The 15650-nt window shown below is 42.7% G+C and carries 13 protein-coding genes; 7 read left to right on the top strand and 6 right to left on the bottom strand.

Annotated features, from left to right (window positions below):
• Positions 1-40: 40 nt before the first annotated feature.
• Together cobA and AC3A14_RS03870 are read right to left on the bottom strand one after the other, a co-directional pair.
• The gene (gene cobA / locus AC3A14_RS03875; RefSeq protein ID WP_318737066.1) at positions 41-823 is read right to left on the bottom strand and encodes a uroporphyrinogen-III C-methyltransferase; all 783 of its coding nucleotides are present in this window, start codon (positions 821-823) and stop codon (positions 41-43) included.
• Positions 824-848: 25 nt separating this feature from the next.
• The gene (locus AC3A14_RS03870; RefSeq protein ID WP_318731196.1) at positions 849-1598 is read right to left on the bottom strand and encodes a sirohydrochlorin chelatase; all 750 of its coding nucleotides are present in this window, start codon (positions 1596-1598) and stop codon (positions 849-851) included.
• A gap of 143 nt (positions 1599-1741) precedes the next feature.
• Here AC3A14_RS03870 and cax point away from each other — a divergent pair, with 143 nt between their 5' ends.
• Positions 1742-2839, top strand: a complete 1098-nt coding sequence (gene cax / locus AC3A14_RS03865) for a calcium/proton exchanger (protein WP_318700886.1) — start codon at positions 1742-1744, stop codon at positions 2837-2839.
• Between the two features lie 307 nt (positions 2840-3146).
• Positions 3147-3395, top strand: a complete 249-nt coding sequence (locus AC3A14_RS03860) for a hypothetical protein (protein WP_318731197.1) — start codon at positions 3147-3149, stop codon at positions 3393-3395.
• A gap of 217 nt (positions 3396-3612) precedes the next feature.
• Here AC3A14_RS03860 and AC3A14_RS03855 read toward each other — a convergent pair whose 3' ends face one another.
• Positions 3613-4911: a M16 family metallopeptidase gene (locus AC3A14_RS03855; RefSeq protein ID WP_318731198.1), complete on the bottom strand. Its 1299-nt coding sequence runs from the start codon at positions 4909-4911 to the stop codon at positions 3613-3615.
• 49 nt (positions 4912-4960) lie between these two features.
• Positions 4961-6328 (bottom strand): M16 family metallopeptidase, encoded by a 1368-nt coding sequence (locus tag AC3A14_RS03850; protein WP_318731199.1) that lies wholly within the window; start codon positions 6326-6328, stop codon positions 4961-4963.
• A 336-nt stretch (positions 6329-6664) separates the two neighbouring features.
• Between AC3A14_RS03850 and AC3A14_RS03845 the strand changes: the two genes are divergently transcribed.
• From AC3A14_RS03845 to AC3A14_RS03830, 4 genes are all read left to right on the top strand, one after another.
• Positions 6665-6808 carry a hypothetical protein gene (locus AC3A14_RS03845; RefSeq protein ID WP_318731200.1) on the top strand — a complete coding sequence of 48 codons (144 nt, stop codon included), beginning with the start codon at positions 6665-6667 and terminating at the stop codon, positions 6806-6808.
• Between the two features lie 66 nt (positions 6809-6874).
• Positions 6875-7915, top strand: a complete 1041-nt coding sequence (locus AC3A14_RS03840; protein WP_318731201.1) for a YheT family hydrolase — start codon at positions 6875-6877, stop codon at positions 7913-7915.
• Between the two features lie 12 nt (positions 7916-7927).
• A complete protein-coding gene (locus AC3A14_RS03835) occupies positions 7928-9970 on the top strand; it encodes a pentapeptide repeat-containing protein (protein ID WP_318731202.1) in 2043 nt (680 codons plus the stop codon).
• 65 nt (positions 9971-10035) lie between these two features.
• Positions 10036-13170, top strand: a complete 3135-nt coding sequence (locus AC3A14_RS03830) for a pentapeptide repeat-containing protein (protein WP_318731203.1) — start codon at positions 10036-10038, stop codon at positions 13168-13170.
• Here AC3A14_RS03830 and AC3A14_RS03825 read toward each other — a convergent pair.
• Both AC3A14_RS03825 and AC3A14_RS03820 read right to left on the bottom strand, forming a co-directional pair.
• A complete protein-coding gene (locus AC3A14_RS03825) occupies positions 13167-14162 on the bottom strand; it encodes a DUF1822 family protein (RefSeq protein ID WP_318731204.1) in 996 nt (331 codons plus the stop codon). The two genes, AC3A14_RS03830 and AC3A14_RS03825, sit on opposite strands and share 4 nt — an antisense overlap.
• 9 nt (positions 14163-14171) lie before the next feature.
• Entirely contained in the window at positions 14172-14714 is a 543-nt protein-coding gene (locus tag AC3A14_RS03820; protein WP_318731205.1) for a hypothetical protein, read from the bottom strand.
• A 341-nt stretch (positions 14715-15055) separates the two neighbouring features.
• Here AC3A14_RS03820 and AC3A14_RS03815 point away from each other — a divergent pair.
• Positions 15056-15650, top strand: a 595-nt coding sequence (locus AC3A14_RS03815; protein WP_487778912.1) for a calcium-binding protein, incomplete at its 3' end; no start/stop codon positions are given.

Here is a 15650-nt window from a genome sequence, read left to right as displayed (position 1 = left end):
GTCCCCGTTTCTCCGTGTCTTCCTGACTCGAATCTTAAAATCATTCCCTTGAAAGATCCCCCGATCTCTCTATCTCCCTATCCCCTATAGCTCCCACAACGTGACCAATAACAGCGATCGCCGGTGAGCTAAATCCGCTTTCTTCTACTTCATGAATAACCGTTTCTAAGGTTGCCACTAGGGTTTCTTGTTCGGGACAAGTTCCCCAACGGATCAGACTAATCGGAGTTTGGGGAGATAATTGCGCCTCGAGCAGTTGGGGGATAATCTGGGATAAATTATGAATCCCCATATAAATAACAATGGTTTCTGAACCTTGGGCGATCGCCGGCCAATGCACTTTCGGTCGATATTTGCCGACGGATTCGTGCCCAGTTACAAACGTCACTGAAGAACTATACCCCCGATGGGTTAAAGGAATGCCTGCATAGGCTGGAGCGGCAATTCCGGAAGTAATACCAGGCACCACCTCTACTGGAATTCCCTCAGCGAGCAGATCGGCCATTTCTTCCCCACCGCGCCCAAAGATAAAGGGATCTCCACCTTTGAGACGAACGACGATCGCCTGATTTTGAGCTTCTTCAATTAAAATTTGGGTAATTTCATCCTGCTTGAGTGAATGTCTTCCGCGTCGTTTTCCCCCATGGATTTTTTTCGCCTTCGGGTTAATCATCTCTACAATGGGAGGACTGACCAAGGCATCATAAACCACCACATCGGCCATCTGAAGCAGGTCTTTTCCTTTGAGCGTCATTAATCCGGGATCGCCAGGCCCTGCACCAACAAGATAGACTTTACCGAGGGGAGAGGATGAAGAGGTCATAGGGGTTCGGTGGGTTATGTAAACTTTAGATTAGGGTCGAAAGAGGGGAAGATACTGTTAAATCCAGTACCATTTGGGCTAAATGGGGATTTTGATTGAGGGGAGAGCGCAGGATATAGTCCAATTGAGGATCGCCAGCTTGTTTTGCAGCTAGGGTTTCGGCGATCGCATCAGTAATATAGCCAGGAAAGAGGAAATAGGGCAACACTCCAATCCGACGATATCCCAAATCCATTAATTGGCTAAGTCTCCAATCTAAGGATGGCATCACTGACCAATAGGCATCAAGAATCCCCAATTGATGGGCTAGGGTTTCGACGGGTTGATTGCCACCAGGTCGGCGACTACCATGGGCCATAACGATCCAAATCTCGCGATCGGTGGTCTTGATTTCTCCTGCTAATCGGTTGTGCAGTTGGGGATGACTTCCTAAATAGGGACAGATCTCTAAAGTCATCTTTTCTCCCAAGAGGGTTTGCGCCTGCTGTACTTGAGCTGGAATGTCTTCTATGACATGCACTCCAGGAAGTATAAATAGGGGAATGATTTGTAGATAATCGATATGTTCTGCCAACAGGCGATTGCCAAACTGTTGAATTTGTTCAGCTAACGTCAGTTCACCCAACTCTAGAGTTGCCGTTTCTACTCGAGTGGGGCGACTGTGTTGGCGCTCTAAACAAGTACGAACCTGTTGCGCCAAGTCCAAAACACCCTGATGGGGACGAGGGTCTCGGCTGCCGTGAATGACTAATAATTTACCACAAGAATAAGTCAAGGTTGAATGGCCAATATAGGGGTTTGAAAACCAGTGTACAGCTTAGTCTAGAACGTGTCATAGTGGCTCTAAGTTTTTGAGAACAGATAGTTTTCTAAAAATGGGAGTAGCATGGGTAGGGTGTAAACCTGGATGCGATCGCCATGTTGAAAACGAATACGATCATTTCTCTACTTTTAGTCTTTGTCCCTATCTCCATTGCCGGCCACTTTCTGGGCTGGGGATCGACAACCATCTTTATTACTTCTGCTTTGGCCATTATTCCCTTAGCGGCTTGGATGGGAACGGCAACCGAAGAAATTGCCGTGGTGCTGGGCCCCAATTTGGGGGGCTTGATGAACGCTACTTTCGGTAATGCTACTGAATTGATTATTGGTCTAGTTGCCTTAAATGCTGGCTTAGTCGATGTGGTGAAAGCTAGTATCACCGGCTCCATTATCAGTAACTTATTGCTGGTAATGGGGTTTGCCATGTTTTTAGGCGGTATTCGTTATAAGGAACAAAACTTTACCTCAGTGGTAGCCCGTCTGAATGCCTCAGCCATGAATTTGGCGGTAATTGCCATCTTGGTTCCCACCGCCGTCGATGTCACCTCTGATGGGATTGCCGAAGAAACCATGCAAACGTTATCGGGGGCAGTATCCATCGTTTTAATTGTGGTTTATTTACTCACATTGCTCTTTTCCATGAAAACCCATTCCTATCTCTATGATGTGGGATTGGCAGAAAATGAGGAGGAAGGCGAAGAAGAAACCCATGAACAGCCCAATATCACCTTGTGGTCTCTAGTACTGCTGGCAGCCACTCTGGTGGTTGCCGTAGAATCAGAGCTATTAGTGGCTTCTTTGGAAGAAGCCACTTCTTATTTAGGCTTAACCGCTCTATTTACCGGGGTTATTCTAGTTCCCATTATTGGTAATGCGGCTGAACATGCCACCGCAGTGACTGTGGCGATGAAAAATAAAATGGAACTGTCGGTTTCTGTAGCGATGGGTTCGAGTTTGCAGATTGCCCTGTTTGTAGCGCCCGTTTTGGTCTTAGCTGGAGTATTCTTTCACCAACCCATGGATCTCGATTTCAATCCCTTCGAGTTAGTCGCCGTGGTTGTCGCTGTTCTATTAGCTAACTCGGTTAGTTCCGATGGTCGTTCTGATTGGTTGGAAGGGTCTCTGTTACTGGCAACCTATGTAGTTTTAGGGCTAGCGTTCTTCTTCCATCCGGCGATCGAAGGATTAGGGTAATATCAAGTTCATTGAATAAATTATAAATTGCCTAACTGGACTTGATAGGATCTCTCCTTAAGAGACAAGGGGCTTACCTTAAGAGAGCAGTTACTCTAAGCTCCTTGTTACAGGCGAAAGTATGGTTTGAATACAATAGACATCTCCTAAAACTTCGTTTTTTAAACGACAGCATTAAGGTTTCAGCCTAATTCTAGGAGATGTCTAATGAAAATGTTGAACTTTATTAATTTTAAAGTATCGCCTCAAAGCTAACGAAAAACGCCCAGCCATTAAAATTGTAAAAAGAGATGGGGAGATTCCCGCCGTGAAATGCTATGACGGGCAAATTAATCAAGTGTTTATGAATGGGTTGGCTAATGTGCTCGATGCTCTGGATGAAAGTCATGCTGGAAAAACATTTGAAGAAATCAAAAAAGCTCCCAATCGCATTACGATTGAAACGAAATTAAGCGAAGATGATAAGAGTATTATAGCGGTTCTCTCTTCTATGAGGTACAGTTTGAAGGCTAATCCCTCTTCTGTCACTTTCCAAAAAAGGGGGGTGAAACCCTGATTCTTTCCTTGGAGTTCGCGGGCTGTAATGACGGAAATTCCTCAGAATTTCCAAGAGTGGAAGAAGAGGGATAAGTTGGGAGATTGGTTCAGCTTAGAAGGTGTAGACTTTGTCCTCCGTCAAAAGAAAGACGCTTTCATTGCCGAAAATTTGGGAATGCATAAGTCATTAGAAGAGTTGGAAATCAGACCGGGAATGAAACGCGATCTCCAACCTATTAACCCAACTTGTGTTCACCCACGACTTCTTGAGGGCCAACAATCGACAAACAGCCAGAAGTAAGATAAGTTTGAGAAATAGCCTGGGCTTGGTTAATGGTCACTTGAGCAATCGTTTCTTGAAAGTGGTCATCAAATTCTATTCCTAACCCAATGGTTTCATACCATCCCAAAATTTGGGCAATCTGGGAATTGGTTTGTTTGCCTAATGCATATTGCCCCAGCAGTTTATTTTTACTCGTACTCAAGTCATCTAAGGTTAGGAACGTTTCACTTAAGCGCTCGACTTCTTCTTGTAGGGAAGTAATGGCAATTCCCGTATTACTCGGAGCAGTTCCCATATACACAACAAATTGGGATAAATCTTGACGAGTGGGATAAAAGGCGGAAACATCATAGGCTAATCCCCGTTTTTCCCGCAACTCCACAAACAAGCGGCTCGATAAGCCATTACCTAAATAAGTATTGAGCAATTTCAACACGGCATAATCTGGACTCTTGACTGGTGCGCCTGGATAGCCGACCATAACGATGGATTGTTGGGTGTCCTGGGGTTGAATGACAGGAGATATTCTAGACATCCGATCTAGATTCAAGGGTGGAAAAGGCACTTGAGGGATGGGTTTTTCTGGGACTTCCCAATCGCCTAAGATCTCCTCAACTAGAGAAACAGCTTCTGATACATTAATCCGTCCACAGATGCTAATGACTAAGTTATCGGGACGAAAATAGGCTTTATGGAAGGCTTGTAAATCGTTTTGGGTAATGCGCTCAACACTTTCTAGGGTTCCCAGGGTGGATTTTCCGTAGGGATGATCCCCATACATGGCTTCACGCAAGCCTTTGAAGGCTAAGGAAAACGGTTGTTCTTGGGATTGGCGAATGCTTTGTAAAACCAGGCGCTTTTCTAATTGTATTTGCTCTAGGGGAAAAGTGGGCGATCGCATCAACTGGGCGACTAACTTAAATAAGGGCACAAAATCCCCAGAAACTGTTTTCAGACTCATGAGAAAATAATCTGCGGCTGCATCTGCACCACAGCTTGCTCCCACCGATTCAATTTGTTCGGCAATATCTGACCAAGAAAAGTCCGGGGTTCCTTTGGTGAGTAAGGACGCGACTAAGTTAGCGATACCTGCTTTTTCTGGGGGATCGCAACTGCATCCAGAGCGCAAAAACCAACGACTCGAAACAATATCGGCGATCGCATTTTCCACCACTAACAGCACAATACCATTGCTCAGTTGCAAGCGAGAGGCTCGATTCGATTGAAGTGAAGAGAGAAGAGTAACTGTCATGTCAATTAAAAATTAAAAATCATGGGTAATGGGCGATCTCCGAGTCCCCCTATCCCCCCATTCCCCCACTCCCCGATCGCCACAACGGTTTCAACTGGGTGACAACATAGCGATCGGGGTGTAAATATTCTCCAGCTACACGCTGAATTTCTTCGGCAGTTAGAGATCGTACCCGATGGGGATAACTCACCGCTTGCCTGGCTTGAGCGACGGTATTGTAATATCCATATAATCCGGCCAATTGACTAGGGGTTTCCGTAGAGAAGGCATAATCATTACACAGTTGACGCTGGCACGATCGCAATTCAGTCTCCAAAATGGGGGTCGTGCGGAGGGTATCCAGGCGATCGCGAATCAAAAATTCTACATCGTTCAGATATTTCGGCTCTAGCCAAGCCGTAATTGTAAACAAGCTAGAATCCTGTTGCAGAGAAAAATCACTGCCAATCCCATAAGCTAAACCCTGTTCTTGTTGTAATTCTCTCACGAGACGGGAAGTCCGTCCACTGGCTAAAAGTACGGAAATTAAATCCAGAGCATAAGCGTCACTGAGGCGATTGACTCCTGGCCCTAGCCATGCCATCATTAATCTGGCTTCTTCTAAGCGAGGGTACTTGAATTCCTTTCTGCGAATCGTTTCTAGAGGAAAAATCGAAGGCGTTTTTCGGTTTTTTTTGCCATTGTCTGGGGTGAGATGGTGCGGCGATAATGCGACCCATTGCTTGTGCGATCGCCCTTTTTTCTCACTGCTCCTTTCTTTTTTAAACCCCACAAAACTTTTACTGACTAAATGAATCGCTTCAGTTTCAGTAATATCTCCGACTAACACCACAGTTATATTCTCCGGTTGGTAACACTGCTGATGAAATGACTGCATTTGTTGCGGAGTATGGTTTAAGACTTGCGCTTGCGTTCCCAGTACGGAGCGTCCATAAGGATGATCGGGATATAAATTTTCCAGCAACGAAGAAAATCCTAGCCAGTCGGGATCGTCTTGAACTTGTCTTATTTCTGACATCACCACTTCTCGTTCTTGCAAAAATTCCTCCTCCGGAATCGCCGGATGGAGTAAAATTTGGGCTAAATAGGGTAAGGTATCAGCCAGATGATGAACAGCGGTATTAATATAGAAATGAGCATAATCATAACTGGTGGCCGCATTACTGACACCACCTCGATTTTCGATGACTTGGTCAAATATCCCAGGGCCAATGCGAGCTGTTCCTTTGAACACCATATGTTCCAGGAAGTGGGCGAGTCCAGGTGCGTCTTCTGGCTCTTGCATTGCCCCTGCTTTTACCCACACATCCGCAACCACTGCGGGGGTGGCTGACATTTGCTGATGGATCAGGGTTAAGCCACTGTCTAGTTTTAGGGTGCGAGCCGGAAAATGGGGGAGTGACAATAATTGTGCCAAGGGTTTGACAGGTTAGATTATTTCCTCACGGAATATTACACGCTTTTTTGTTAGTTTTTTGTAGTTTAGAATACAAATTTGGTTCTCTCATAAATTTAGGCTATAGTCAATTAATAGAAATGCCCTTTAAATTCAGATGCGTCCATGTTGCCGCGCAGAAGATCAGCGGCCTTGAATAGAAAGGTTTCTAGCTGGGAGAGGGTAATCTTTTCGCGTTGCAATTGAACTGACTCAGGGCTTGAGCGTAGTCGTTGACTGGCCTCATTTTAGAGGATTTAAGGCCGGTTTTCTTTGTTCACTTTCCAATTGTTGAGCTAGGTAGACGGGTGTTTCCTTATGATTCTCTCGCCCCTAGACCAGGCGATCGCTATCCAGCAAGGAAGCTACAATGTACTTGCTTCTGCTGATGAGATTGATTGCACCACAGTATGCTCTAGCGATCGCAATAGCTTGGGCGATCGCCTCCCTTGTAGTGAGTAGGCGTGTTTGGCGTTGGTCAATGTGGTATCTGAGAAAAGAAACAGAACAATGGAATTAGGACAGAGAATGATTAAATATCAACCTCCCCTATATTTCAATGATGGTTTAATCCAAACCCTCGCCACAAAATACTGGTATGGAAAAACCTGGCAACGGTGGGGCGATCGCGTTCCTTGGTTAAGTCACCTGCCTCAAATTTATGCTTGGCAAGAACAGATATTTACTGGTGCTGAAGGGGTTCCCCTCTGGGGATTATGGAGTTGTCCTACCCATGTCAAAGGCACTATCATCTTCAATACAGGTCTCAATGGAATTGTCAAAAAAGCCTGGTATGCTAACTTGTTTGCCCGCAAAGCTTACAACCGCAATTTTGCAATTCTTCTGTATGATTGGCGAGGCCACGGAAAAACGGCAGAACTTTCTCCCGTTCCTTCCTCCTACGGCTGGCGAGAAGGACAAGACCAAATCCATCTGGCAGAACAACTGACAAAAATGGGTTGCCCACCCCCAGTTATTCTCGCTGGTGTCTCAATGGGAGGACAATTAGCATTATGGGGATTGAGAGCGGCAATGGAAACAAAGTGTTCCAAAATATGTGGTGCAGCCACTCTCTCAACCCACCTAGAGTCTAACCTTTCTCTGGTTCATTTACGAAAAACATCAATCGGTAGAAAGATTGAGCAGAGTTTTGTTCGCAACTTCCGCGCTGAAGGAGAAAAACGCCGAGAACTTTTTCCCCATACCTTAAAACCAGGTGCTGTAGAATGCATCACTTCAATCGATAATTATGATCGGGAAATGGTTATTGACTACTACGGCTTTAACAGCATTTTTGCATATTATCACCAAACTAGCGCTCTTTACTTTTTAGATCGGTTGGCTCTTCCTTATCTAATTATTTATTCCCAAAATGACCCTCTCTTTGAACCCAGCATATGGCCGCAGATGAAACAGCGAATGGCTCAAAATAGAAATGCTCATCTAATCCTAACAAAAAAAGGTGGGCATATCAGCCACATTAGTAAAACAAATAATTTAGAAGATCATTTTTGGGGGATGAATCGATTACTAGATTTTTGTGAAACCCTAGTTGATTGTCAAGCCTGAGTTGAATAAGAGATGAAAGCTAAAGACTTGATCAAGTTATATTCATTAGGAAGAAGAAATTTTCAGGGTGTTAATCTGGTGGGTCAATCCCTAGCCGGCCAAGGGTTACCTGATATAAATTTGAATGATGCTAATATTCGTAGTACAAATTTCAAAGGAGCAACATTAGATAATGCTCACTTTTGTAAGGTTGAGGCAGGACAATCATATAGTTGGATGATTGGTCTTACCATTTTTTCGATTACTCTAGCAGCAATAGCCACGATTGCTGCTATACAGTCAGGAATTACGATAGTGAGTACAGCCACTAATAGATTTACAGATGAGTTTACGTTGATTCCATCAGTCATTATTGTAATCTCCCTAAGTGTTTTTACAATAATGACGCTCTCTTCCGGAATACTTATAGGAGGTGTAGCAACAACTATTACAATTTCTACATTAGTCCCATTAAGTAATTTATTTCAACCAATTCTTGCAGGTACTGGTGCAGTAGCTCTTGCTGTTGCTTGGTTTTTAGTGGGCAACATAACGATGTCAGCTTCTGTAGCAATTAGTCTTCTAATCGATCAATCTAGACCCTTAAGGATACTGACTGCTGTAATGAGTTCGATATCTGGATTGATATTCAGTTTTGTTGTTTGGTCTATTGCTCAAACTGTTACAGAATCAGGGGATGGAGCGATCGCGAAAGCTCTTACAATTACGGCAACGAATCAACCATTACTAGGTCAACTATCTGCTATTCTTATATCAGGTCTAATTTTGGGACTTGGTGGCTACATTGGTCAAAAGACAATAGCTGAAGACCAGCGATTTACATTGATTAGAAGTTTGGCAGCAACAATGGCCGCATTAGGAGGTACAAATTTTAGTCAAGCCGAGTTATCAAATGCGAATTTAACAGGATCTGTACTGAGAAACTGTAATTTTAGACAAGCAAAAATCGATCGTACTTGCTGGTTAGAAGTTAAACATCTCAATACATCACTCGTCGGTTCTAGTTATTTAGACAATCCAAAAATTAGAAATTTGTTGTTGACAGGCCAAGGCAGAAGTGAAAACTTCGATCGCATGAATTTACAGGGTCTGAATCTATGCAACTTAGAACTTCATGAGGCAAGCTTTATTGGTGCAGACTTAAGTAATACATGGTTGAGATATGCTAACTTATCTGATGCCAAACTAGTCCAAGCAGACTTAGATAAAACTGACTTAACAGGTGCTTGTTTGACCGGAGCATACATTCAAGATTGGGGAATAACTGTTGACACTAAGCTAGATAATATTCAGTGTCAATATATTTATATGAGACTCCCAACACCCGATAATCGCGATTGTTTCCGTAAACCGGACAATCGAGAGGAGTATTTTAAAGATGGAGATTTTGCTGATTTCATTGCTCCGTTAGTCAGAACTTTAGATCTATATCACAACCAGCAAGTCGATCCCCGTGCCGTAGCATTTGCCTTTCAAAAGTTAATAGAAAACCATCCTGAATCGGACATTGAACTACTGGCAATGGAGAGAAAAGGAGAAGGCAAATTGCTATTAAGAGCAAAAACAAGTGAAGGGGTTGATTTCTCCAGGTTAAGCCAAGAATATTTTCGGGATTATAATTTACTCAAATCTCTACCTCATAACGATCCGAGGGTTTTAATAGACATCCCTAATGAGAGAGTTAAGAGCATCGAAAGTATGATTCAAGGAGTTTATGGAAGTTTAGAGTCAACCAACGCTGATTTGGAAAAGGCAATTATGATAATTGAATCTTCTAATGAGTTCAGCTTAAATCGATTAAGTCAATTAATCTTAGAACTTCAACAATTGATTATTAATCTAGACCTATCAGAGTCTGACCAAATAGAAGCAATAATTCAATTGAGAGAAATATTAGACTGTGCCATTTTGGGGAAAGTACATTTTGTTAGGAAAGTGAGAAAATCTGTTCAATGGTTAAGAGGGATATTTCTAGAGGTGCAATCTCAATCTGAATTATCACCTAAAGCGATCGAGATATTGGAAGATATTGATGCTTACTTTAATTTAAAATAATTACAGCTATTTATTAAATGTGTTTAGCTATATGTTCGATCGTTTTAATTTAAATTAAAGATAATATGAATTACAACTTCAGTGGTGCTAATCTCCAGGGCAAATCCTTCGGAGATCGAAAGTTAGAAGGTAGTAATTTTAGTCATGCAGACCTACGTGGTGCAAACTTCAAAAATGCAAAACTCAATGGAGCTGACTTTAGCCATGTTATTTGTGGACTGCCAAATCATTGGATTATTTTCTGGCTATTCACTTCAGTTGCGACAGCAATATTAGCAGGTCTTGTGAGTGGTTTAACAGGTACGATCGCAGCAGGCATGTTGCAACCTTACTTTATTAACTTTGAAGATTACCGTCTAATATCTGGCGTTATTGCTTGGTTAGTTTTGGTAACGTTCTCTGTGGTTACAGTATGGCGAGGATATATTCCAGGAATTCTCACATTAGCTGCTAGTGTTGTCACTGTGCTGTCCATTGTCGGTACAGCTCTGAGAATACTACCAGGGGTTGGAGCCACTGCCCTAGTTTCTGCATTAATCGTAGTTGCCAGCTTGTTGCAGGCGATCGCGACAGGACTGGCTACTGTAGTTACAGATTCCAAGTATCCTACCCATGTTATTTTAGGAACTCTGGGCTGTTTTGTTGGCTTTGGAGCCATCCAGCAACTCGTTAAATATTCATCCAATATTATAGAAAATAGCGATGATTTAGATACTGTGGTATCCGAACTTCGTCAGCAGTTTGGCGCACTGAACCTTTCTCGAGCAATAGTTGCTGCGGTCATTGAAAGTGAAAGAGAGTGGGCAATCTTACTGGCTATTCTAATATTAGTAATTCTAATTGTTTTGGGTAACTACATCAGTAGGCAAGCGGTTCGTGGATCGGAAAAATTCTCCATTGTTCGACAATTAATCTTATCAATTTCATCATTAGGCGGAACTAACTTCCAATCTAGTGACTTGACCGGTGCAAATTTCGCTAATGCATTTCTCAAAAATTCTCGGTTGAACCATGCCATAATAGCACATACCAATTGGCTGAACACTCAGGGATTAGATTTTGCTAGTGTCGGTAATAGTTACTTGAAAGAAGCCGAAATTTTACAATTGGCGGTTACTCGAAACGGTGAAGACAAGAATTTTGAAAGAATGTCTTTGAGAAGTGTTAACCTGATCGATGCTAATCTTAGAAAGGCAAATTTTATTGGTGCTGATTTGGGAGACACCTTGTTACAGGGTGCTGACCTATCTCTTGCCAAGCTCGTGCAAACTCAACTCGATCGAGCTGACTTAACAGGTGCTTGTTTGACCGGTGCTTTTATTCAAGACTGGCGTATTAGTGCTGAAACCAAGTTAGATAATATAAGATGTGAATTTATCTTTACTCGTTTACCAACTGAGGATGACCCAGATACAGGTCGTAAACCCGATAATCGTAACGAAATATTTGAACCCGGCGATTTTGCTGATTTTATCACTCCTCTCAAAGAGACTCTCGATCTTTACCATCGTCAGGATATCGATCCACGGGCAATTGCAATTTCACTAGATCGATTAATGGATAATCATCCAGAAGCAAACCTTGAAATTGTTTCAATCGAACGGCGAGGCAAAAATCAAGATCAACTTCTTATAAGAGCAAAAGTGGCAAAGGGTACTGACCGATCGCAACTTCATGCCGAATACTTTAGAGAGTACAAACGCCTTCAATCTTCCCCCGATCGGAAATTTTTATCTATGCTTGCCGATCGAGATAGTAAAGTTCAGATGCTCTTGGGAATGATAAAAACAAACTTTAAAGATTCCCAAGTGCTGGATAATAAAGTTTATGTAGGTAAACGAGTAATGCTGAAGATTGGAGCAGGCAACTTTGAGACAGGTTTTCCTCTGATCTTACAAGTTGGTGATTATGCTGCACTGCCTTCCAATGAGATGCCTGGTCAGCTTCCCCCTTCTGCGGAGTTACCTACTGCATTATTAACCTGGCAAGATACTTACCGCACCGTGGGACAAAATTTGAGGTTAGGTGGCCGGAGAAAACAAATTCCTAACACTTCATTTCAGCGAGAATTAGATGAATCTGCTCAGAGGTTATCACAAGCTATCAATGAATGGCTAAATTCAGAAGCATTTCTTCCAGTTCGAGAAAAATTACAGGCCCAGCTCCCCTATAACTATGAGATTCGAGTCTTGATTCAAACTGAAGATCCTCTGCTGCGGCAACTGCCTTGGCAGCTATGGAACTGGTTTGAAACTTATGAAAAGGCTGAAATTGCTCTGAGTACGACAGCCTACGATCTAGTTGAAAAATCTCCCAATACAAGGCATAATGTTCGAGTGTTAATTGTTCTCGGTAACTCGGAAGGTATCGATCTCGAGCGAGACCGGCAGTTACTAGAAGGCATTGAAACCGCAGAGACTGTTTGCTTAGTTGAACCTCAGCAGGCTGAATTAGAGGAAACCCTTCAAGATATCAGAGGATGGGATATTCTCTTTTTCGCCGGACACAGCGAAAGTCAAGGAGATAGAGATACGGGATGTATTTACATTAATCGAACCGACAGTTTGACGATTAAACAGTTGCAAGATGCGCTGCAAACAGGAATTAAGCAAGGTCTAAAGTTAGCCATTTTTAACTCCTGTGATGGTTTGGGTTTAGCTCAACAATTAGCCAGATTACAGATCCCGCAAATTATCGTGATGCGAGAGCCAGTACCCGATGTTGTTGCTCAGAAATTTCTGCAATACTTTATGGATACGTTTGCTCGTGGTGAGTCCCTTTATTTATCGGTTCGCCAAGCCAGAGAAAAGTTAAGGGAATTAGACAATCAATTTTTCTGTGCCAGTTGGCTACCTGTAATTTGTCAAAATCCGGCTGAAATTCCTTGGACTTGGCAGGAGCTGCGAGGTGTCGGTCAACCTAGAGTTGCAGAGCTACTGGAACAACTACAGGCTACAGTCATCGACGATCCTTCTCTGGACGATCTCGATCGCGTCGAAGCATTAGAAAAGCTGCAAATGCTGGCATCGGCAGGACAAAATCTTCAAGAGACAAAAGTTCAGAAGTTGGCCAGAAATGCAATCCGGCAATTGCGGGGGATGATGGTAGAATTATCGGAAAATAGCCCGACGTTCCTAGAATTAAACCGGATTTTACCAGAGATCGAACAGCTCTTGCAGGAAAACTTTGCTGGAGACTAGATAATAAACCTTTCAGCGATCCTGTCCTCTTGATAATTGAGACGGACTGTAAATTCTTCTCCAGGAGAGCCATAAAGTTCTAGAGGCAAGCAAATCTCATCAGCGAGAGCTACTTTTTCTAGATATTCTGATGAAGATGAGTCTCTGGGGACTTTATTGCCATTGCTGTCTAATACCACTAATTCTAACCCTTCAGGCAAGCTGGTTGGTTCTTCTCCCTCTGGTTTGACTTGTAGCAAGATGTCGATTTGATCGGATTGTGCTTGGCTCAATTTAAGAGCGACTAGAAGTACAAGGGGATAACTGCCAAGTTGGAGCGCTTTGGTTTGTGCGATCGCCGCTTCTGGGTGTTCTGGTGCAATTTGACCCAGACTCATTGCCATTTGCCAACAAGCCTCGCTATCCTCTTCTTGCCGAATTTGCTCAACTAGAGCATCTAGAATACCAGAATTTTCAGCAGTGCATTGCCCTAAATAAAAAGCAGCCAAGCGACGAATGTGTTCAGAACGATTAGCCAACAGTAACTTAAGAGCTTCTAGAGCTACTGCATTCTCAGGGTCTCGATCGATTATTTTTCCAATAACCGCCAATTTCACTCGATCTGATGCAGCTTGCTGAAGAAGTTCCTCCAAATCTGTTCGATTAGCTGGCGAATCTGGGCTGGAAGTAAGTTCGTTCAGCCGAGCTTGAGTTGGACTGCGGTAGGCAGAAGCCAGGGGAGAATAAAGATTGAGCAAAGTAACTAGAGTCCCTTGAGCCATTCTCCAACCATCCCTGAAGAGAGAACCCTTGAGCCACTGGCCAAGATTGTGAGGTTGAGAGTTGAGGTTGGGAACTTCTGGTAACAGTCCTACTTGAGCAATAGGAAAACCCAGCATCTGTTCAAGCTCGCCAGATTGCCAGAGAGCTTGCAATCTCTCATAGGCGCGATCGTCGCCTTGGAAAACCAAAGCCGTTGAATTGACATTAGAGTTAGAGTTGAGGTCAGACATAGCAGTAGCTTATTCCTTAATTTCCAGTGATTGAAAAAAACCAATACATTTTCCAGGTAATATTTCTTCTAGGAGTTTTATCGCTTGACGACGCTGTTGTGGGCTTAGGATCACTTCAGGGGGGATTTGTAACATAATATTAAGGATCTGGCGATCTTTATCTTCTAGAGACGGAGATGTTTCCTTCTCAAATCCTGCTGCTTTGAGACAAGCGATTAAGTGTTCGCCACTAGGTAATCTCTCCCGCTCTGAATCAAGATTAAGAATTTCTTTAAGCACATCACGTATAAACCTAGATGCTGTATCACTCGTGATGGTTTTAGATTTTTGATGGATCTCTTTCTGACCAAAATCTTCTGCAAGCTTTGGGTTGCGCTTGTATCTACGACGAAACGCCATTTCGTATCCAGTATATCCACAAATTAAGCAACCCAAGTATTCTTGCTCGGCTTTAGATAAAGGTTTGCCCTTAATCTTCTGCATTTGTTCGATAAGCGCATCGAGATCTAAGGTCGGTTGTGCATTCATAGCTTCTTCACAGGCAGAAAGCATAAGACTAGGTTTTGTATGAGCTTGCACTCTGATTGAACTGAAACTCAGTATACCCGTAATTATAACCTATGAAAACTGGGTTTATTTCTACAAAACACCCATGAGATATGCGTAGATAAATCAATTGGGATGTGATTGAATTGCGGTATCCAACTTAAGCTACAGCTCAGAAATACTTTGCATATCTGTAATACCAGCCTACAAAAACTAGGTTGGCTTCCAAAAAATACCAATGAGATATGAGTGGATAAACTGATTGGTATTTGATTAAATTAAAGTATCAAACTAAAGCTAAAGCTCAGAATAAATTCGGATACTCTGAGATATGAGGAATTTTCATTATGACTGACAATACTCCAAGCACAGCACGAGATTTAGGAAATTTGAGTACATCTCGACAATTCAATGACTTTGTAGGGCCAAGTGACCCGAATGACTACTATCGCTTTAACCTGGAATCAAATAGCAGTTTTGATTTAAAAATTGATGGAGGAAATTATAATCTTGGGCTATATCGAGATGCTAACAACAATGGACAGATAGATGCTGGAGAGAGGATCGTCTCTCTAGAAAATGGGTCTCTGACATCTAGTGGATTGAGGACTTCACTGAGTACTAGTAATAGTAGCATTAACGGCGTGCATACTTATCAAAAAACACTCAATCTCGGGGGAAATTTAGGAGAAGGAAATTACTATCTGCAAGTGTATTCGTCTGGTAGTAATGCATCATACCAACTTAATCTTGGTGCTGAAGCAACACAAGGTTCTGGAGGTACAACTGGAGGTACAAACAATATTCATGGAACTGCTGGTGACGATCTTCTCAATGGAACTGCTGGTGACGATACAATTTTTGGCTATGGAGGTAAAGATACAATAAATGGCAATGATGGTAATGACTCTATCAGTACTAGCAGTGGATTCAATTCTATCT

The organism is Roseofilum sp. (genome assembly GCF_982964205.1).
The sequence above is the reverse complement of the archived record's forward strand: the minus strand, read 5'-3'. Positions and strand labels throughout refer to the sequence as shown.